We start from the raw sequence: 20623 nt of genomic DNA on the forward strand, positions 1-20623 counted from the left end.
GCTTGTCTTATTATGAGTAGGGGACCAGATGGTACCGACAGACCCGAAATACAACCTGCAATGGCACTTTGACCTTATTGGCGACATCGAAAAGATTTGGAGCGAATTCAATGGCTCCGGCGTCAACGTGGCCGTGTATGACGATGGTATGGACGTCGATCACCCCGATCTGGTGGGCAATTACGACGCGACACTCGAGTCAAACGTCGCTGGTGTCGATGGCGACTACAACACCAACACGGACTCACATGGCACCGCCGTTGGCGGGATTATTGCCGGTGCAGAAAACGGTTCCTACGGTGTTGGCGTGGCCTTTGGGAGCGAACTGACAAGCGTCGATTTTCTCAATGATGGCCAGGACCTGTTGCTCAATGGGATGTCCGGGATCACTGCGTTCAAAAACCTGATGAACGAAATGGCGAAATTCGACATCATCAACAACTCATGGGGGTCTACCCCCATGTATGATTCAATCTATAATTCCATTTCAAGCACCTCAAGCGGTAACGCCTCCATCTATCAGGACGGGGTGGTCTATGCGACGACCAACGGGCGTGGCGGGCTTGGCTCGATCATCGTCAAAGCTGCCGGGAACGAGGCAAACAACTCTTATTATCAGGACTACGGTGTCTACGGCAACGCACAGGGTGACGAACTCAATTCCGCGTTTGAGATCATTTTGGTCGCGGCAACGGATAAAAATGGCGATGCCGCATCTTATTCAAACTTTGGCGCGAACGTTTTGGTGACGGCACCCGCTGCATCCGAGACCACGGACATCGTCGGCACGGGCGGCTATTCCGACACAGCATGGGCCACCAATTTTGGCGGAACCTCCGCGGCGACTCCTGTGGTGAGCGGTGTGACCGCGCTGATGTTGGATGCCAATGAAAACCTCGGCTGGCGCGATGTCCGCATGATCCTTGCCATGTCCGCCTCCTTGACTGGCAGCAATATTGGCTCAAGCGCGACCGGGTATGAGGTTGCGCAGTGGGGCATCAATGACGCGACCAATTGGAACGGCGGCGGCAACAGCTTTCACCTGAATTATGGCTACGGGATGGTGGACGCTTACGCCGCCGTGCGTATGGCCGAAGTTTGGCTCGACCTTTACGACACAGCCAAGACAACGGCCAATATCGACTCTGTCACCCTGACCAACAACACCAACCAGCGGATTAGTAACTCAACTGGCGCCATATCCACGGTGACCTGCAACACCGATATCGCGCTGGAACATGTCAATGTGACGATCAGCACGGATCACTATTACATGGAGGATCTCACCATCTATCTGGTGGGACCGGATGGCACCTATATTCCCCTTTTGGACCAAGAGGGCGGGTCGGCAGATTTGGGCACTTGGACCTTTGGTGTCGCCGCCGTCATGGGCATGTCGTCGGTTGGAACATGGTCCGTTGTGGTGGCAGACAATTTCTCCGGTGACAGTGATTATTACTACATCGACTATATCACGATTGAATTCCAGGGCGCTGAGGCCACGGCAAATTCTGTCTACACCTACACAGACGACTTTTTAACGATGCTGGCGCTGGAAAGCAGCCGCGGCACTTTGGCCGACACGGACGGGGGCACAGACTGGATCAACATGGCGGCAATCACCGGCGATGTTCTGGCCAATCTCACCTCCTCTGTGCAAGTCGACAATGCCACTTGGGTGACACTCAACGGCTCGGTCGAGAATATCGTGACCGGCGATGGCGACGATGTTTTGTACGGCAACAGCGGCGCAAATATTCTTCAGGGGATGCGCGGAAACGACGTTTTGGTTGGTGGCGACGGGGCCGACATTTTGCGTGGCGGGGCTGGCACTGATTCAGCCTCATATTCCAACGCGTCCGGGATCGTGATCGCTGACCTCATCAATGGCGGTTCCGGCACCGGCGATTCTGCGGGGGATACCTACTCTTCCATCGAGAACCTCACCGGCTCCGCATACAACGATGACCTGCGCGGCACCCATGGCAACAACATCCTCTCAGGCGGGGCTGGCAATGACTTTATGATGGGCCGAAACGGCGACGATATTTTGATCGGCGGCGGTGGCAATGACACCCTGACCGGGGGTGACAATTTTGACGTGCTCAACGGCGGCATTGGCCATGATCGCCTCAATGGCGAGGCTGGTGGTGACCGGATGCTGGGAGACGCTGGTGACGACGTGCTCTATGACATTTACGGCAACAACCAAATGTTTGGTGGCTCCGGCAATGACACCTTGCTTGATGGCAGCGGCAGCGGCGTCCTCTTTGGCAACACGGGTGCTGACCGATTGATTGGCAACAGCGGCAATGATCGTATGTATGGCGATCAGGGCAATGACACTCTGAGCGCCGGGAACGGCAATGATACCGTTGTTGGTGGCGCTGGGAACGACTACATGCTCGGCGGCAATGGCGCGGATAAGTTCGTGTTTTATGAAAACGACGGCGCTGACCGCATTGCAGATTACGAAATCGGCGTGGACCGCCTTTTCATCGACGGCACCATTGCAGGCACCGACATCAACGCTCTTGTGAGCAATTATGCTGATGTGGTGGATGGCAATATCGTCTTTGACTTCGGCGACGGCAATACGATCTCTCTGTTGGGCGTCACCGATATTGGCCGCATCGCCAATGACATTCTGATCATCACCTAAGTGGGCGATTCAGAATATCACGCACCATTTGGCGGGCCTGTTGGGTCCACAACTCCGGGCTAAAACTGGACCGCCAAGCGGTGTGCGATGTCACACGGTAGTCCGGCGCTCGAGTGAGGCGGGTATAAAGCTGATCCAGTCTGAGAGCCGCCTCTGACGGCCGCCCCAAAGGCAAAGCTGCGGCAAAGGGATGCGCCTTGAGAAACACTTGGTTTGCGGGAATGTCGCTCAGGGCCAGGGCAAGACCGCATTCAAACGCCTCATGTACGCCGATCGACATACCCTCATAGCGCGATGTCAAAAGATACAAATCCGCGTCACTCAAAGCGGACGCAACATCGCGGGTCGGGCCATGAAAGCGGACTCGATCTAACAGTGGCCCCAGAACGGCGCGAAATCTTTTGATCAGAGCTTCGGATTGTGTGCCCGCGCCCCACAGATCAAGCCGCCAAGGGATTGTGACACGCGCAAGAATATGCGCGGCTTCGATCAGATTTTTTTGATAGCTCGCGCGTGTGGTCATCACGATGCGTAGCGGCCCGGTGAGTGTCTGACTGGGTGCTGTGTGAGCCAAACCCATATGCGACACTGTGCCAAGGGTCTGAAAATCATGGCGCCCGACCATGGAGGGCGGCAAAGCGGCGCAGTAGAACTGCACATCTTCTTGGGTCAGCAGGTGAATATGATGCGGGCGCGTATGGCGCAGGTGGCGCATCTCGATGAATTTTGACATGGCTTTCAGGGGTGGTCGGTGACCGGGGCCAAAGGGCAGCCCATGCAAACTGACGGCGAGGCGTGAAAAACTTGGCGTGGTTTCCGAAAAAAGATCACGGCACAGATGAACGGCCATGCGCGCGTGAGCCCAGACCAAGGATGGCTTTTCGCTCAAAATAACCTGTTCAAGACGGCTGCGGGCACGGCGTTGATGAAAAGGATTGAGGGTGGTCGCCAAACCATCCACTGCGATGTGACGCGCCCCCGTCGCCAATCGGCCATAGCCCCCCTGATCCGGTTCGGACACAACAACACTTTCGATGTCATCGCCTGCGGCTTCGGTCACCGCCTTGATAAAGGTTGGAACGCCGGAGGGCACACCAGAACCACCAACGAACAGGATTTTCGGACGATCACGCATAGTCACAGACCACAGCCGTGAGGAATGTCAGATGCGACAGCGTGCCTTGCCGCCGCACGGGCAGACGCCGCATAGCACGCAGGCGCGAAAGCGGCCCTTTCGCCCGGCGCGCCGCACAAAAGCAATCCAAGAGGGTTTGGTTTTCTGGCGTCAGCCGATCATAAACCGCGCGCAATGCCGCCGTTTGTTGATCAATACGCGCCCGATAAAGTCCTTTGGTTACGGCCAGTTTGTTGGTCAGCCAGGTCAGACCATGTTCCCCCGCGCCAAGAATGTTTTGGCTGTGCTGGCGATACTGCACAACGGGTTCGGGGTCATAAATCACGGTGCCGCCAACCCCGCTAATCAATTGATACAGCCACCAATCATGCGCAAAAACACCCGATGCAAGTGGTGCTGTGCGGCGGGCGAGATCAAGGGCGGCGCGGTTCAAAACGATGGTATTCCCCGGCGCGATGTTTTCGATCAGGGCATTGGCGAAAGACGGCGGGCGCTTATAGAGCAATGTATCGCCCACAATGCCCCTTTCGGTCAAAACATGCCGCCGCGCGCAATACAGCGCGGGCCGATCACCAAAGTCACGCAGCGCATCAACGGCGCGGGCCAATTTGTCACGGTTCCAGATGTCATCTTGATCTGAAAACGCCCCGGCCTCGCAGTCAGCGGGGAGATCGCGCAGACCCATTAGAAAATTGACCACAAACCCCGCAGGCTCGGCACAGCGATAGGAAATGCGTGGATCGTTCTGAGTTGACGATTGCGCCAACGCACTCGTTTCGGTTTTCGGGCCATCGTCGCGGATCACCATCACCCAATTGGTGTGGCTTTGATCCTGAATCGAGCGGATTTGATCCGTGATCCAAAGGGGGCTGTCATGCAGTCCAAGAACGATCCCGACTTTCACCCCAGCCTCCCTCCTCTCACATGCCGCGTAGAATGCTCGGGCCACGCAATCGCTTGCGGGGCCCAAAGGTTACGCGTCGAGGTTTTCGACGTTGAGCGCATTGTCTTGAATGAACTCGCGACGCGGCTCGACAACATCGCCCATCAGCTTGGTAAAGATGTCATCGGCTTCGGCGAGGTCTTCGATTTTGACCTGCAACAAGGTGCGAGCCTCAGGATCAAGCGTGGTTTCCCAAAGCTGATCCGGGTTCATCTCACCCAGACCTTTGTAGCGCTGAAGCGACAGGCCCTTTTCGCCTTCTTCAAGGATGGCGTTCAACAACTCGATCGGACCGTGAATCAACGTTTCGCGATCCTTGCGCACGAGGCGCGAGGGGTCTTTGAACACGCCGTTGGTCGCCGCGACCTCTTGGTTGATCCGGCGGGCTTCGCCCCCGCGCAGGATCGCGCCATCCAGGGTGCGCACCTCTTCGACACCACGCAGAACGCGGGTCAAACGGATGCCGACATCCTGGGTCGGGCGACCGGTCCAGCCGCGTTCAAACTCACGCGCGATCATATCCAAACGCCGTGCCACCATATCGGCAGTGCCCGACAGATCGGCGTCCACACGCCCCGGCTCAAACGCCCCGGCAAGGGCGGCTTGTTCGATGATGTGGCGTGGGTAATGCGTTGGGAAGGCTTCCAAAATCCGCTTGAACGTACGCGCGCCTTCGACCACGCGGGCCAAATCCGCCCCGGCAATCTCTTCGCCGGACTTGAGCCGCAACACCGCCCCATCGACACCTTGCTGGATCAGATATTCTTCCATCGCCGCTTGGTCTTTGAGGTACACCTCGGACTTGCCGCGCGCGACTTTGTAGAGCGGTGGCTGGGCGATAAACAGGTGCCCGGCCTCGATCAGCTGCGGCATTTGGCGGAAGAAGAAGGTCAACAACAGCGTCCGAATGTGGGCGCCATCAACGTCCGCATCGGTCATGATGACGATTTTGTGGTAGCGCAGTTTTTCGAGTTTGAACTCATCGCGCCCGATGCCCGTCCCCAGCGCCATAACAAGGTTACCAATCTCTTGGCTGCCCAGCATCCGGTCAAACCGCGCACGCTCGACGTTGAGGATTTTACCTTTGAGCGGCAGGATCGCCTGTGTCCGACGGTCCCGGCCCGTTTGGGCGGACCCCCCAGCGGAATCCCCCTCGACGAGGAAGACTTCGGTCTGGGACGGGTCCTTTTCCGAGCAATCCTTGAGTTTGCCGGCCAAAAAGTTCACATCAAGCGCCGATTTGCGCCGGGTGAGATCACGCGCCTTACGCGCCGCCTCGCGGGCCTGTGCGGCCTCGACGATCTTGCTGACGATGACCTTGGCCTCACGCGGGTTTTCATCCAGCCACTCGGTGAGTTTTTCGCTTACAAGATTTTCAACCGCAGGACGTACCTCAGAGGACACCAACTTGTCTTTGGTCTGCGACGAGAATTTCGGATCGGGCACTTTCACCGACAAAACACAGGTCAGGCCTTCGCGCGCGTCATCGCCGGTAAAAGTGATCTTTTCGCGTTTGGCGATGCCGGAATCAGCGGCGTATTTGGTCAACGTCCGGGTCAGTGCGCCGCGAAAGCCCGCCAAATGGGTGCCGCCGTCGCGTTGCGGGATGTTGTTGGTAAAGGGTAGCACGTTTTCATGGTAGCTGTCGTTCCACCACATCGCGACCTCAACGCCAATGTCATCCCGTTCGCCGGTGACGAAAATCGGTTCCGGCATCATCCCGGTTTTGTGACGGTCAAGATATTTGACGAACTCTTTGACGCCGCCCTCATAGAACAGCTCGGTTTTGAGCGGATCGGCAGGACGGTGATCTTCAAGAATGATCCGCACACCGGAGTTCAAAAACGCCAATTCGCGCAGACGTTTTTCCAGCGTCTCAAAGGAGTAATCGAGGTTGGAGAATGTGCCAACCTCGGGGTCGAGCGTCTTGGCGGAGGCCATGAACCGCACTTCGGTGCCGGTTTCATCGCCCGCATCGCCGATCACCTTGAGGTGCTCAACGGTATCGCCACGCTCAAACCGCGCTTGGTGGATTTTACCATTGCGCCAGACTTTGAGTTCAAGCCAGTCGGACAATGCGTTTACAACCGACACGCCCACGCCGTGCAGACCGCCGGAGACCTTGTAGGAGTTGCTGTCGAATTTACCGCCCGCGTGCAGTTGGGTCATGATGACCTCGGCGGCCGAGACGCCCTCTTCGTGGTGCATGTCGGTGGGAATGCCACGACCGTTGTCACGCACCGAAACCGAGCTGTCTTTGTGGATGATGACGGTCACATAATCGGCATGACCGGCCAGAGCCTCGTCAATCCCGTTGTCCACCACCTCATAGACCATGTGATGCAGACCGGAGCCATCGTCTGTGTCGCCAATATACATACCGGGACGTTTGCGAACGGCTTCTAAGCCCCTGAGAACCTTGATGGAATCTGCACCATATTCGGAGGGATCGTGTGGCGTATCGGACATGCGGAGTACCTTGTTATTTCTTGCGCTTTTTATACGCGACCGCAGGCGGGATGTCACGCAAATGACACGAGAAAAGGACGGTTTGCGGATCAGACGAAAGGGATCACCAATGCGACGAAAATCAACAGGCTTCCAGCGCCGATATTCATCCGCCTGAGCGCGCGCGGAGAGGTCATAATCCTGCGCACAGCACCGACAGAAGCCCCCAAAATCAGGTTGCCGACCAGCGGGATCAGTGCCGAGACCCCACAGATCGCCACGATGTCGGGCATTGTCAAAGTGGACAGGTCAAAAAAGCCCGGCAGAAAGCCCATGTAGAATAAGATTGCTTTGGGATTGCCGATAATGCAAATCAGCCCCGCGACAAATCCGGCCCACATGCCGGGGCGCGTGAGGCGGCTGTCGGCGGCGATTTGTTTGTCGGCATGGCGGATCAACATCGCCCCCATGAACAGGAACATCGCCACCGCGACCCATCTGAGCACGGTCAAAAAGCCGCTAAATTCAGATACGATCCAGGACACACCAAGGATCGCCAAAAGCGACCACAACACATCGCCAATCACCACGCCCAACGCCAAGGGCCATGCCGCGTTAAACCCGCCCGACAGCGCGCGCGCCAACATCGCCAACCACACCGGGCCGGGGGTCAAAAACAACACCAAAAGGGCAAAGGCATAGAGGCCAAGATCGCCAAATGCGATGGTCATAGGATTTCTTTCAAAAGGGACGATCCGCCCTCCTCAGAGACCTCATAGCGGGCGGCACGCCCGTCGAGTTCTGCGAAAAGTTCGGGACCAGTTCCGGTCATAAATGCCTGAGCGCCCAGCGCGCCGATTTCATGATAGAGCGCGGCGCGGCGGTTGGCGTCAAGATGGGCAGCGACCTCGTCGAGCAGAAAGATCGGCGCGGCACCAAAGTCCTCGGCCAAGGCACGGCCATTGGCGAGGATCAGTGAGATCAACAGCGCCTTTTGCTCCCCGGTCGAACATTGATCGGCGGCCACATCTTTGGCCGTATAGACCGCCGTCAAATCCGCGCGGTGCGGCCCGATCAGCGTGCGCCCGGCGTGCATGTCGCGGGGGCGAGTGTCGGCATAAGCGGCGAGCAAATCATCCCGTTCCACCGGCAAAGGCAGATCATCGGAGGCTTTCAGCGTCAAATGCGCTGCAGGAAAGGCGGTTTCGGCCCCGTCTTGCGCCCGCGCCAAACGTTCAAGCGCGTTCAGGCGATTGGTCATGATCACCGCGCCCTGATCGGCCATTTGCGCCTCAAGCGCGTCATACCAATGGGCATCGCGCACCATGTCTTTGAGCAGACGATTGCGATCCCGCATCGCCTTTTCATAGGCCAAAACCGCCTCTGCATGGCGTGGTTCAAACGACATCACCATCCGGTCCAAAAACCGCCGCCGCCCCTCAGGCGCTTCGATCCAAAGCCGGTCCATCGCCGGGATCAGCCAGACCACACGGGCGATCCGGCCCAACGCCACCTGTGGTGCTGATTTGCCGTCGACCCGCACGGTGCGCGCAGAGCCCGGTTCGGCCCATGTTTCCAGCTCATGCATTTGATGCAGTGAGACAAGATCGGCGCGGATTTTCCAACCCACCCCGACCGATTTGTGCCCGATCTCATCAGGCGCGGCCCGGCGCAGGCCCCGTCCCGGCGAAAGCAAAGACACTGCCTCTAAAATGTTGGTTTTGCCTGCGCCATTGGCACCATAAATCGCAACAGGCCGCCCGTCCAATTCAAGACGTGCGGCCCGATGAGAGCGAAAATGCGACAGGCTCAGCTCTTCGATGTAGAGACGGCCCATTGCTGCTCACTTGTGTTTTAGGTGGTTGAACGGCTCAAACCCGCATCGGCATGACGACATAGACGGCGGAGGTATCATTGCCTTCGCGCATCAGGGTCGGGTCGCCCGAGGAGTTGAACAAAAACACGGCATTCTCGCGGTCCACTTGCGAGGCGATTTCGAGCAAGTATTTGGCATTAAATCCAATTTCCAGACGCTCATCATTGTAGGCCACGGCCAATTCTTCCTCGGCGGCACCCGAATCCGGGGCGTTCACAGAAAGGATCAGCTTGTCTTCTTCGAGGGTCAATTTGACCGCGCGCGAGCGCTCGGAGGACACGGTGGCCACACGGTCGACCGCCTTGGCAAAATCCGCCGCATCGACTTCGAGTTTGCGGGTATTTCCAACCGGGATCACACGGGTGTAATCCGGGAAGGTGCCGTCGATCACCTTAGAGGTCAGGGTGATTTCCGGGGTGGCAAAACGCACTTTCGCTTCGGACACGGAGACCGCGATGGTCATATCGTCGTCATCCAACAGCTTGCGCAATTCGCCCACGGTTTTGCGCGGCACAATCACGCCGGGCATCTCGGCGGCCCCATCAGGGAGCACCGCGTCGATGCGCGCCAAACGGTGACCGTCCGTCGCCACACAGCGCAGCGATTTGCCATTTTCACTATCCGCAATATGCATGAACACGCCGTTCAGGTAATAGCGGGTTTCTTCGGTCGAGATGGCGAATTTCGATTTATCAAACAGGCGGCGCAACACCGGGGCCGGGATCGCGAAATTGCTGTCATATTCCGAGGAGGCCATCATCGGGAAATCTTCTTTGGGCAAGGTCGCCAGAGAGAAGTTCGACCGACCCGCCTCAACCGTCAAACGGCCATTGGTGCCATCATCGGTGAGCTGAACCATCGCGCCATCGGGCAATTTGCGCACAATCTCGTGGAGCATGACGGCGGAGACGGTCGTGGCCCCGGCGCGCTCGACCATGGCGGCGCATTTGTCCACCACTTCGATGTCAAGATCCGTGGCGCGGAAGGAGACCATGTCGCCCTCAGCCTCGATCAACACGTTGGCGAGGATCGGAATGGTGTTCCGACGCTCAACGACGGATTGCGCTTGGCCGACGGCTTTCAAAAGCGTGCCGCGTTCGATGCTGATTTTCATGCCACCCTCATAGAATTCATAAGCCGGGGTGTTGAGCCTAAACCATTCATCCCCGGGCGCAAGATATTGTTTAACGGGACTGTGTTGTTTTGGAACCTAAGCGTCAAGGGCCGCGCGCATCGCCACAGACATTTGTCGCGGCGATGCAGCGGATTGGGCTCAGATTTCACCATATTCCCCTAAGGTGAGGCCCCATCAGGCCTCAAGCGCTCGACGCAGCATTTCGACATCATCCGCGATTTGGCTGTCGGTGCCTTTGAGTTCTTCGATCCGACGCACCCCATGCATGACGGTGGTGTGGTCACGTCCGCCAAAACGACGACCGATTTCCGGCAAGGACCGCGAGGTCAGTTGCTTGGCCAGATACATCGCGACCTGACGCGGACGGGCAATCGAACGCACCCGTTTGGGACCGATCATGTCGGACAGGCGAATGGCGTAATGTTCCGAGACTTTGCGCTGAATTTCCTCAACCGTGACCTTCCGATCCGATTGTTTGAGGATGTCGGCGAGGCATTCCTGGGTCAGATCAAGGGTGATCTCGCGGCCCACCAAAGAGGCGAAGGCGAAGAGGCGCATCAAAGCCCCCTCCAGCACACGCACGTTGGTCGAAATACGATGGGCCAAGAATTCCAACACGCCATCAGCAAACTGAAGGCCCGAATATTGCGCGCGGTAGGCTTCGGCTTTGGTTTGAAGAATACCGAGACGCAGTTCGTAATCGGTCGGGTGCAGATCGACCACAAGGCCGCATTGCAGACGCGATTTGATCCGGTCTTCGAGGTTCTTGATCTCCCCCGGCGCGCGGTCGGCGGAGATGATGATCTGTTTGCCCTGATCGACCAATGCGTTGAACGTATGGAAAAACTCTTCTTGGGTGCTGTCTTTGCCGGCGATGAATTGCACGTCATCGACCATCAACACATCGACCGAACGAAAAATTTGCTTGAAGTCAATCATCTGACGATCGCGCAGCGCTTGCACGAAGCGGTACATGAATTGTTCGGCGGAAAGATAGAGGACGCGCAGCTCCGGATTGCGGGTGCGGGTCTCATGGGCAATGGCGTGCATCAAATGGGTCTTGCCCAGGCCAACACCGCCGTAAAGGAACAAGGGGTTAAAGGTCACCGGGCCACCTTCGGCCACGCGACGCGCGGCGGCATGGGCCAATTCGTTGGGTTTACCCACCACGAAATTGTCGAATGTGAACCGTGCATCAAGCGGCGCACCGGGCAATTCGGCGGGCTCGACCGGGGCCACAACGGGTGCGGCGGCGGGCTTTGGCTCTGATGTTGCAGGCTGCGGCTGATGCGCCGCAACTTTAAATTCAACACGGGACGCGGGGGCATTTGCGGCCTTGAGATGTGTCAGAATGGTATCGGCAAAATTGCGGGACACCCAGTTGGCCATAAAGCTGGTCGGCACGGAAAAGACCGCAACACCGTTGTCCACTTTTGTCAGTTCGAGCGGCTCGATCCAGTTTGCAAAATTGTTCCGCCCTACGGACTCGAGCAATTGTTGTTTAACACGTCCCCACGTATCGTTTTTCATTTTTATGTTCGACCCATTATCGTTGTTTATGCAATGCCGGATTTTCCGACATCGGGCGCAGGCAGCAGACTGCCTGAACCGTGGCTCTTGCGCCTCGGATCGTCTCGATATTCATGGGACCAGCATACAAAGGCCGTTCATACGACTCCCTCACAAAGTCGCATGTTTCCGGCACCAGTGCCCATGTTTGTCGCGCCTAACCTGTACAAACCCATAGAAAACAGGGGCCTCACACCCTGCTAAACAGAATTTGCACACGACAGGCGCGGGTTGTTTGGACACATCAAAACCGACAAACGCCAAAGCGTTATCGGCCTAGATAGCCTTTGGCCTGAGTACCCCTACCCAGACGAAAAGCCTCAACGGCGTGCAAGCGGATCAAATTCTAATCCCGGACGGGCAAATGTAGCTGTCCGTTTGCCTTGCACGATTCCTGAATGTCCCCCAAGACGACGTGAATCGCAGGGGCAAGCTAGCAACCTGTGGAGCACCCGCGCAATCGAACTTCGCGCTTGACTCTGTCTTTCCTCAAACCGAATCCAAAAAGGCCTTTTGTCACCACAGCCTGCGTGATGAAATTGTCTCAGGTTTGCGTATTTGACGACCGGATACAGTTTGTCCCGTTGCGCCCTGTAAGCGAGATTTGGCAGACGCTGCGGCTGCGAAAGATTCGCTGCATGGCAAAAATGTTTCGGCAAAAAATATGCTGTAAAAATACGCAGATCACGCGACCGTGGCGATGGTCGAATACAATATGGCCGCACCTGATGGGCGGAGCCAAAATGACCGGACGCGCGGTATGCGCATCCGGCCTTTTGCAGAAACGATCAGGGGCACCAAGGTGGCCCGAACCATTACAGATCCGGCGAAACCTTCCAGTCGCGCAAGCGATAGACGGTGCCCGGACGCGGGAACGGCGTATCCGATTTCTCACGCAGGCGGCGTTTGAACGAATGGATCGGGGTTGCCCGATCATCAATGCGCACCTCGACCACCGAAGGTCCGTCATGGGCAAAAGCACGATCCAAAGCCGGGCCGATCTCGTCAGGTTTTTCAACGTAAATGCCCAAAAGCCCAAGCGCCGCCGCTGCGCCCGCGTAGCCCGGAACTGAGCTTTGACTTTCCAGATCAACCGACTGGACGTTGTTGAAATACAGCTCCTGCCAGAGTTGAATCCAGCCCAATTTACCGTTGTTGATCACCACGTTGACGACCTTTTGGTCATATTGGCACATGGTCGCCAATTCGCCGATCGTGTAGGAAAACGCGCCATCGCCCGCGACGGTCACAATCCGCGCATTTGGCCGCACGGCTGCCGCGCCAATCGCCCCCGGCACGGCATAGCCCAATCCCCCCTGCCCGCGCGCAAACAGGAACTGACGCCCCGGTTTTTTCACCGGAATATAGCCGGAAATCCAACCCGCCGAAAACGAGGCGTCGGAGACCACAATGTCATCCTCTTCAAGCCGTTTGGCGATCTCATTCATGATCCGGGGCGGTTGGATCGGCAGCATATCAGAGGCGATTTCAGCGGCTTTGTCGGTGTCACAGGCCGCTTTGACCTCGGAAATCCGAGCAAGCCAATCGTTGTGCTCGGGAATATCCCCCAAAGCGGTGCCAAGCGCCAAAACGGTCTCGCGCACATCGCCCATCAGCGCCACGGTCGGTCGGAACGTCCGGCCATGTTCGAGCGGATCGAAATCAATGGTGATGGTCGCTTGTTCCGGCAGCGGCAAAGACCAGTTCATGCCCGTGTTTTGGCTGACTTTCGAACCGCACCAAACCACCAAATCGGCCTCTTTGATCAGTTCAATGGCCGCTTTCGACCCCAGGGGGTTGAGCACCCCCGCCGCATAATCGCGCGTTTCCGGCACCGATCCTTTGCCCGAGAGGCTTGTCACCACAAGGCCATTAAACTTGTCGGCAAATTCCGTGACGATCTCGGCCGCACCCGAGCCATGCACACCGCCACCACAGACCAGAGCCGGACGTTTGGCCCGTTTGATCAGCGCGGCTGCGGCGGCAATCTCGCCTGCGGGCGCACAGCTGCGCATATAGGGCATCTGGACCGAACGATCATCGACCTTGATTTTCAACAGGTCTTCGTCCCAGTCCGCATCGAAAATATCATGCGGAATAATCAACGCCACGGGACCGGGGCGCGGCGAGGTGGCCACCCGAAATGCGGTACGGATCAATTCCGGCAGGGCCGCAACCGAGGGCACCAAATAAGCCTCTTTCGAGCAGCTTTTGAAAAAGCTGAGCTGATCAAAACCTTGGCTGGCAATGCCTTTTTCTTTCAGCGGCAACCAATCGAGCGGCAGCTCGCCAATGATCCCGATCATCGGGATCGAGGCGTTGAGCGCCTCCAAGAAACCTGCGGGAAGCAGGTTCGCACCCGGTCCCACCGTCACGTCACAAATGCCGGGCTTGCCGGTCAGACGCGCATAGGCATCGGCGGCATAGGCGGCGTTGCGTTCGTCGCGCATCAGAATATGGCGGATACGATCGTTGCGGCGTGAAATGCCATCATGGAGCGCAGTGGTCTGTCCGCCGGGCATCCCGTAGACATATTCGACCCCGTATTGTGCGAGCATTTCAGCAATGAGGTCTCCGATATGAGCCATGATTTTTCCTTTCATTGGCAGTAGGATTCCGGGCCACAGCCAAGGGCTGCAACCGAAAGTCGATAAAAATGAGACGTTTAGACGTTAATGCGCGGCTGGGCTGGCCCGGCTTCGCGCGGCTTGGCGGTGCATCAAGGGCCGCAGTGCCGCATGGGTTTCAAGATAGAGTTCCATCTGTGAACTGAGCTGCGCATGGCGCGCGGGATCAGGATGAATTTCGGAGCGAATACGTACCATCGCATCGGCGGCCTGTTCCAGCGACGGATACAGCCCCGCGCCGACCGCCGCCGTGATCGCAGCACCAAAAGCGGTGGCCTCGCCCACATCGGGAATGCGCAGGGTGACGCCGGTGGCATCCGCGTGCATCTGCGCCCAAAACGGCGAGCGCAACACACCCCCGGCCAATGTCATGGTTTTGACCTCCAGCCCCCGCGCCTGTAGGCGGCCCAGAATATTGGCCGTGCCAAGCGCCACAGATTCCATCAACGCACGGGTGATGTCTGCGCGGCCATGTTTGAGCGTCAGCCCCCAGATCGCGCCTTGCAGATCGTAATCGGTGAAAGGGTTGCGATTGCCCTGCCAGAAATCCAGCACGACCAAACCATTGGCGCCGGGCGGGGCGGCTTCGGCTTGGGCCAACATCTCTTCATAGCCATTGTCGCCCTCATGCAGCAGATCATGCCACCACCGTAAAATCCCACCCGAGGACACTTGCCCGCCCTCCATGACAAACGCGCCTTGGCTGACGCAATCGGGATGCGGGCCAAACAGGCCTTCGATCTCGACATCTTCGGCCACCACCGGCAACACCAGATGCGAGGTGCCGGTGATCAGCGCGGTTTCGCCAGGGCGCAGGGTGTTCAGTCCGACCATGGCGACATAGGCGTCCGTGCCCCCGGCCACGACCAGCGTTTTGGGTGACAGTCCCATCTGCGCGGCCGCCTGCGCTGTGATCGGACCAATCGGATCGCCCAAGGCGGGCATGTCTTTGGGAAAGCGCTCGGTGATGCCCGCAAGCCCAATCGCGTCGAGAAAATCAACCGGCCAGCCGCCCGCACGCGGATTGTAAAACCAGCGATTGATGGTGTGGTTCTGACCCAGGGTCAGCGTCCCCGACAGACAAAGCGCCATGTAATCCGTCATTTCGACGAACCAACGGGTGGCCGAATAGGCCTCTGGCGCATTGTCTTTGAGCCACATGATTTTCGGCAAAGCGGTTTCGGCAGAGACCCCCGCGCGTGATCGGCGCAGGGCCGGGTGTCCGGTATGCTCGATCCGGTGGGCTTGCGGCGAGGCGCGGTTGTCCATCCACAAAATTGCATCGGACACAGGCGTCAAATCGGCATCCAAAGACACCAAAGTGCTTGAGGTGCCATCAGCACAGATCGCCGCAATGCGCGCGGGATCAATGCTGGCCTCCGCAATGGCCCCACGCACCGCCTCACAGGCTGCGCGCCACCATGCATCCGGGCTTTGCGTCGCCCAACCCGCATGGGGGTAGTGGGTGGGATAGGGGCTATCGACGATGGCAAGCACATCGCCCGCCACCGTGGCAATCAGCGCCCGCGCCCCGCCGGTGCCACAGTCGAGCCCGAGGATCAGATCTTGGGTCGCATTGGTCATATCAGGGGTCATATCACTGCCCCGCCGTCCGCGCGCCGTGATGGCTTGCTGCAATTGTGGCCACGATCAACCCGGTCAAAAGCAGGCCGCCTTGGATGATCTGACGTTGGAAATCCGGCAATCCCAGCAAGGTCGCCCCACTGAACAACACGCCGATAAACAGCGTGGCGGTGAGCGTACCCAAGATATTGGGCTTGCCCACCCGCACCATCATGCCACCCAACAGGACCACGGTCAGCCCGTTGATCAGAAAAGGCCCGCCGATCATCGGCTGGCCCGAAGACAGGCTTGAGGCAAGCAAAATTCCCGCAAGGGCAGAGCTTACACCCGAGAGCACAAAGAGGACGACGGTGAGTTTCACCACGGGCACACCAACGGCGCGCACAGCCGCTTCGTTTTGCCCCAATGCGTAGATATAGCGCCCAAAGCTCAGCCGTTCTTGCACGAACCATGCCACGGCGGCGATCAAAAGCACCGGCACCACGATCATCGGCACCGCACCGCCCAATGCGGGTTGCAACAGCGGTTCAAGCGGCCCCGGATCGGCGATGCGGATCACCGTACCCTTGCCCAGAGCCGCCGCGATGGAGGCGCATATTCCGGCGGTGGAAATGGTCACGATCAGCGCGGGCAAGCGCATCGAGGCCACCAACCAGCCGTTGATCAGCCCGACCAAAGCTCCCGCCAAAAGCGCCACCACGATGGCCCCGCCCCAGCTCCACCCCTGCGCCAAAGCATAGGCACAGATCATGTTTGAAAGCGCTGCGACCTGCATGAAACTGACGTCAATCTTGCCCGAGGCAATCACCCATGTCAGCCCCAGCACCATCACCACCATGATGGAAAAGGATTTGAGCACGGTGGCGATATTGACCGCATCCAAAAGCTGTGGACGTTGACTGGCGATCCCCAGGGTGACAACGATCACCGCCACGACCAGCCACAGATCGGTTGTGAGCCGCGCGATCTTACGCCCACGCGGACGGCTTTGTGCGAATTTTACTGTTGAGGTCATGGTCATGCGTCGCTCCCTTTTGCGGTGGGTTTTGTGGGTTTTTGCGGCCAAAAGAGGAACCGAAGCGCCTCCAATGTGCCACGCGCACCGTCAGAGAAGGCCAGCACACCGATCAACAAGATCAAACTGACCACGCCGTCGCTGTAGTAATAAGGCAGACCCATCAAGGCGAAGCCGTCGAGCAGCATTGTAATCAACAAGATCCCCCCAAAGCTCGCGATCACGGAGGTGCCGCCCATGATGGCCGCGCCCAAAAACACCCCGGCATAGGCGGGCATCATCAAATTGGCGCCTTTGTTGGTTTCGGCTGTGCCGGATTCGGCGAGGATCAGAAGGACGGCCAGCACGGTACACATGGCGCAAAGCACATAGGCCAAGGCGACAAAGCGGCGCGTGGCAATGCCGGAAAAATGCGCTGCCATCGGGTTTTCTCCCGTCGCGTAAAATGCAAGCCCGGTGCGGGTGCGGCTGAGTACAAACCACGCCAGCGCGTAGATCGCCACCAAAAGCCACATCGACACCCCCAGCCCCATGAGCTTGGCATCATTTAGATCGGTGATACCGCTGGTGAAGAAGTTTTGAAAAATCGAACGCCCGCCAGTGTAGATAAAGGCCAACCCTGTGCCGATGGAGCCCACCGCAATGGTGGTCACAATATCGGGCAGACCAAAGCGACTGATCGCGATACCGGAAATCCCCCCGATCACAGCGCCCAGCGCCAGCCCGGCGAGGATCACCGACCAGAGCGGCCATCCGGCAGCAATCAGCGCGCCCATCGACATGGCACAAAAGGCCGCGACACCCGCAATCGACAGGTCAAATTTACGCACGATCACCACGAAGGTCAGCCCAAGCGCGGCCAAGCCATTGGCGGCCATATGTCGGGCGATGCCATTGAGGCTGACGTAGCTGAGAAAGCGCGGCTCAAGCGCGCCAAAAATCGCGGCCACAATCAGGACCAGTGCGACAAACCCCAACCCTCGCGTCGAATGACGCATACGGTCTTTCCAAGTTCTCATAGCGATCCCTTCCCCATAATCCCGGCCATCAACAAATCATCGCGCGAAAACACGCCGCTCTCGGGTTCGACGTGTCGGCCCTTGTGCAACGCGATGGTCCGGTCCGCCACGCCATGCACCTCGTCACAATCGCTCGACACAACAATCACCGCCGCGCGCTCTGACAAGTCGCGCATCAGACCGTAAATTTTGGCGCGTGCGCCGATGTCGACGCCAACGGTGGGTTCGACGAAAATGTAAATATCCGCCTCGCTATAAAGCCCTTTGGCCAAAACGATTTTTTGTTGGTTGCCGCCGGAAAAGCCCGACGCGGGCGTGTTCAGATGCGGCGGATGCAGCGCGACCTGATCGGTCAAACGCTGAATATCACTGCGCAATTGGCGACTCTTCAGACCCCAACGCCCGCCCGCCGCACGGCGCAGGTTGGCCATCGGCACGTTGAACAGGGAATGTCGGCTCAACGCCAAGCCTTCGGTTCTACGATCCCCCGGCACGAGGAAAATCCCGGCATCCAACGCCTCACGCGGCTTGCGCAGGCTGACGGGCCTGCCGTGAATGAGGATCTCGCCCTGATCCGGGGGATCGACGCCAAAGATCGACTTGGCCAATTCGTCACAGCCGGAGCCGACCAGGCCGAAAAGCCCCAAAATCTCGCCGCGATGGGCCGTAAAAGACACGTTCTCAAAGCCATGCGTCAGGCTCAGATCCCGCACCTCCAAAAAGACATCGCCGCGCGCGTCTGGATCGGCTTTTTTGGGGAAAATATCGCCCACCGCCTCGCCCAGCATCAAATCGGCCAAGGACACGCCAGAGCTGCGGGCTTCGTCCACGCTCATCCGTGCGACACAGGCACCGCCACGAAAGACCGAAAAACTGTCGGCAATGGCAAAGACTTCTTCGAGTTGATGGGTGATATAGATGATCGCGATGCCCTGCGCACGCAACTGGTTCATCAGGGCAAACAGGTCTTCGCGCTCAACATCGGTCAGCGTCGAGGTCGGTTCGTCCAAAATGAGCACGCGGATGCCATCGACGGCGATGGCTTGCAGGATCGCGACGGCTTCGCGTTCGACGGCGGACATTTGACCCACCTCCTGGCTCAGATCAATCGGCACCGCAAAGCGTGCCAAAAGCGCATCGGCGCGCGCCTCAAGTGCTTCGCGATCAATCCGGCCCATCAAACTGCGGGAGGCGGTTTCACGACCCAGGAAAATATTGTCGAGGCCACTCATATCCGGCACCAGTTCCGGGTGCTGTTGAACGGTGGCAATCCCGGCGCGGATCGCATCTTCTGGGGCGCGAAAATGAACATCCTCACCGCCAATGCGGATCGTGCCGCTGTCCTTCTGGAGCGCGCCAGACAGAATTTTGATAAAGGTCGATTTGCCCGCACCGTTGATGCCCAAAAGCGCGTGCACCTCTCCGGGTTCAAGGCGGAAATCAACGTTGCGCAGGGCCTGAACGGGGCCAAAACGCTTACAGACATCCGAGGCGATTAGAACGGGCGCACCCATGATCTCAACTCCTGTGATAAGCGGAAAATTGAGGGGAGGGCAAAACCATCGGCCCTCCCCCCGGATGAAATGGTCTTAGAGCGCGCGGCTCCAGCCCATTTTTTCCGCTTCGCCCGGAACATCGAAATTGTCCGGGATCCCATCTTGCAGCATGTCTTTGGTGACCGCGTAGGTCGGGGTCGAGATCAGGCGCGGCGTGTTGCGCCCGGCCAAAAGTTCATGGGCGTAGAACACATCGAGATAGGCCATCTCATAAAAGCTCTGCGCCATGGATAGTTTCAAAGGCGTGTCAGCCGCGATGTAGTTGAATGCCTGAGAGCCGCCATCAATCCCCGTCAGGATCAGATCATTGCGCCCAGCAGCGCGCGCCGCCAAAGTGCCCTCAACAGCCGCGCCATCCCAAGCACACCAGATCGCATCGACATCCGGATGGGAGGTGAGGATGTTATCCACGGCCTGACGCGGCGAGACATTGCCCGCCAAGGCAAAGGCCCATTCGGTGACGATTTCGACCTCTGGATAGCGACGCAAGGTCCATTCCATCCCCAGGGTGCGCTGATCCCAGCTTTCGTTTTGCGGCAGCATGACACGGGCAATTTTGCCTTTGCCGTTCAGGGCTTTACAGATGTATTCACAAGAATACTGGCCCATGCCAAAGTTGTTCGACATGGCCGTTGTGGTGACGATGGCGCCGGGCACGGCGCTGTCGGCACAAAACACCGGAATACCTGCGGCAATGGCGCGCTCAACCGCGGGGGCGATGGCGACAGCATCAGCGGGGGTGATAAACAGCGCCTCGGGCTTTGTCGCGACAAGCGAGTCGATCTGATCGGACTGGACGCGCGCATCAAAGCCCGCATCGGTCATGGTCAATTCACCGCCAAGTTCCGCCACAGCCGCGTTAAAGCCGTCCTGCAAGTGACGACCAGAGTCATATGTGGTCCAGCCAAGCGATGCCGCGAATTTGCGACCAGCCGCCTGAGCGCGCATCTCTTTTGGCCAAAGGGCAACACTGGCCGCGACCGCCGCCGTCCCAGCCATGAACATTCGGCGGTTCAATCCGCCTTGGGTCATTTCCTCAGTCATTGTTCTTTCC

The 20623-nt window shown here is 58.2% G+C and carries 14 protein-coding genes; 1 reads left to right on the forward strand and 13 read right to left on the reverse strand.

The genetic code is table 11. The features are described from left to right. Window positions 1–28 precede the first annotated feature (28 nt). Window positions 29–2662 (forward strand): S8 family serine peptidase, encoded by a 2634-nt coding sequence (locus B30_RS01255; protein WP_009570157.1) that lies wholly within the window; start codon window positions 29–31, stop codon window positions 2660–2662. Here the strand turns inward: B30_RS01255 and B30_RS01260 are convergent. The 13 genes from B30_RS01260 to B30_RS01320 all read right to left on the reverse strand — a co-directional run bounded on the left by B30_RS01260 (window position 2655) and on the right by B30_RS01320 (window position 20613). Further along, window positions 2655–3797, reverse strand: a complete 1143-nt coding sequence (locus B30_RS01260) for a glycosyltransferase (RefSeq protein WP_009570158.1) — start codon at window positions 3795–3797, stop codon at window positions 2655–2657. The genes B30_RS01255 and B30_RS01260 overlap by 8 nt on opposite strands. Then, window positions 3790–4701, reverse strand: coding sequence for a glycosyltransferase (locus B30_RS01265; RefSeq protein ID WP_009570159.1), 912 nt, complete (start codon window positions 4699–4701; stop codon window positions 3790–3792). The genes B30_RS01260 and B30_RS01265 overlap by 8 nt, the downstream gene beginning before the upstream one ends. 69 nt (window positions 4702–4770) lie before the next feature. After that, window positions 4771–7209 carry a DNA topoisomerase (ATP-hydrolyzing) subunit B gene (gyrB, locus tag B30_RS01270; protein WP_009570160.1) on the reverse strand — a complete coding sequence of 813 codons (2439 nt, stop codon included), beginning with the start codon at window positions 7207–7209 and terminating at the stop codon, window positions 4771–4773. Between the two features lie 89 nt (window positions 7210–7298). Further along, entirely contained in the window at window positions 7299–7919 is a 621-nt protein-coding gene (locus B30_RS01275; protein WP_009570161.1) for a LysE family translocator, read from the reverse strand. Beyond that, complete coding sequence (recF, locus tag B30_RS01280) at window positions 7916–9025, reverse strand: DNA replication/repair protein RecF (protein WP_009570162.1); 1110 nt, start codon at window positions 9023–9025, stop codon at window positions 7916–7918. The genes B30_RS01275 and recF overlap by 4 nt, the downstream gene beginning before the upstream one ends. A 34-nt stretch (window positions 9026–9059) precedes the next feature. Continuing rightward, the gene (dnaN, locus tag B30_RS01285; protein ID WP_009570163.1) at window positions 9060–10178 is read right to left on the reverse strand and encodes a DNA polymerase III subunit beta; all 1119 of its coding nucleotides are present in this window, start codon (window positions 10176–10178) and stop codon (window positions 9060–9062) included. Between the two features lie 195 nt (window positions 10179–10373). Then, window positions 10374–11729 carry a chromosomal replication initiator protein DnaA gene (dnaA, locus tag B30_RS01290; protein WP_009570164.1) on the reverse strand — a complete coding sequence of 452 codons (1356 nt, stop codon included), beginning with the start codon at window positions 11727–11729 and terminating at the stop codon, window positions 10374–10376. Between the two features lie 854 nt (window positions 11730–12583). Next, entirely contained in the window at window positions 12584–14356 is a 1773-nt protein-coding gene (locus tag B30_RS01295) for a thiamine pyrophosphate-binding protein (RefSeq protein ID WP_009570165.1), read from the reverse strand. An 84-nt stretch (window positions 14357–14440) separates the two neighbouring features. Next, complete coding sequence (locus B30_RS01300; protein ID WP_081583645.1) at window positions 14441–15991, reverse strand: FGGY-family carbohydrate kinase; 1551 nt, start codon at window positions 15989–15991, stop codon at window positions 14441–14443. 1 nt (window position 15992) lies between these two features. Next, window positions 15993–17000 (reverse strand): ABC transporter permease, encoded by a 1008-nt coding sequence (locus B30_RS01305; RefSeq protein WP_009570167.1) that lies wholly within the window; start codon window positions 16998–17000, stop codon window positions 15993–15995. Then, window positions 16997–18013 carry an ABC transporter permease gene (locus tag B30_RS01310; protein WP_081583646.1) on the reverse strand — a complete coding sequence of 339 codons (1017 nt, stop codon included), beginning with the start codon at window positions 18011–18013 and terminating at the stop codon, window positions 16997–16999. Before B30_RS01310 ends, B30_RS01305 begins: the two co-directional genes overlap by 4 nt. Further along, window positions 18010–19527 (reverse strand): sugar ABC transporter ATP-binding protein, encoded by a 1518-nt coding sequence (locus B30_RS01315; RefSeq protein ID WP_009570169.1) that lies wholly within the window; start codon window positions 19525–19527, stop codon window positions 18010–18012. Before B30_RS01315 ends, B30_RS01310 begins: the two co-directional genes overlap by 4 nt. Before the next feature lie 75 nt (window positions 19528–19602). Beyond that, window positions 19603–20613, reverse strand: coding sequence for a sugar ABC transporter substrate-binding protein (locus B30_RS01320; RefSeq protein WP_009570170.1), 1011 nt, complete (start codon window positions 20611–20613; stop codon window positions 19603–19605). Between the last annotated feature and the right edge of the window lie 10 nt (window positions 20614–20623).

The organism is Celeribacter baekdonensis B30 (assembly GCF_000299875.1).
GTDB lineage: Bacteria > Pseudomonadota > Alphaproteobacteria > Rhodobacterales > Rhodobacteraceae > Celeribacter > Celeribacter baekdonensis_A.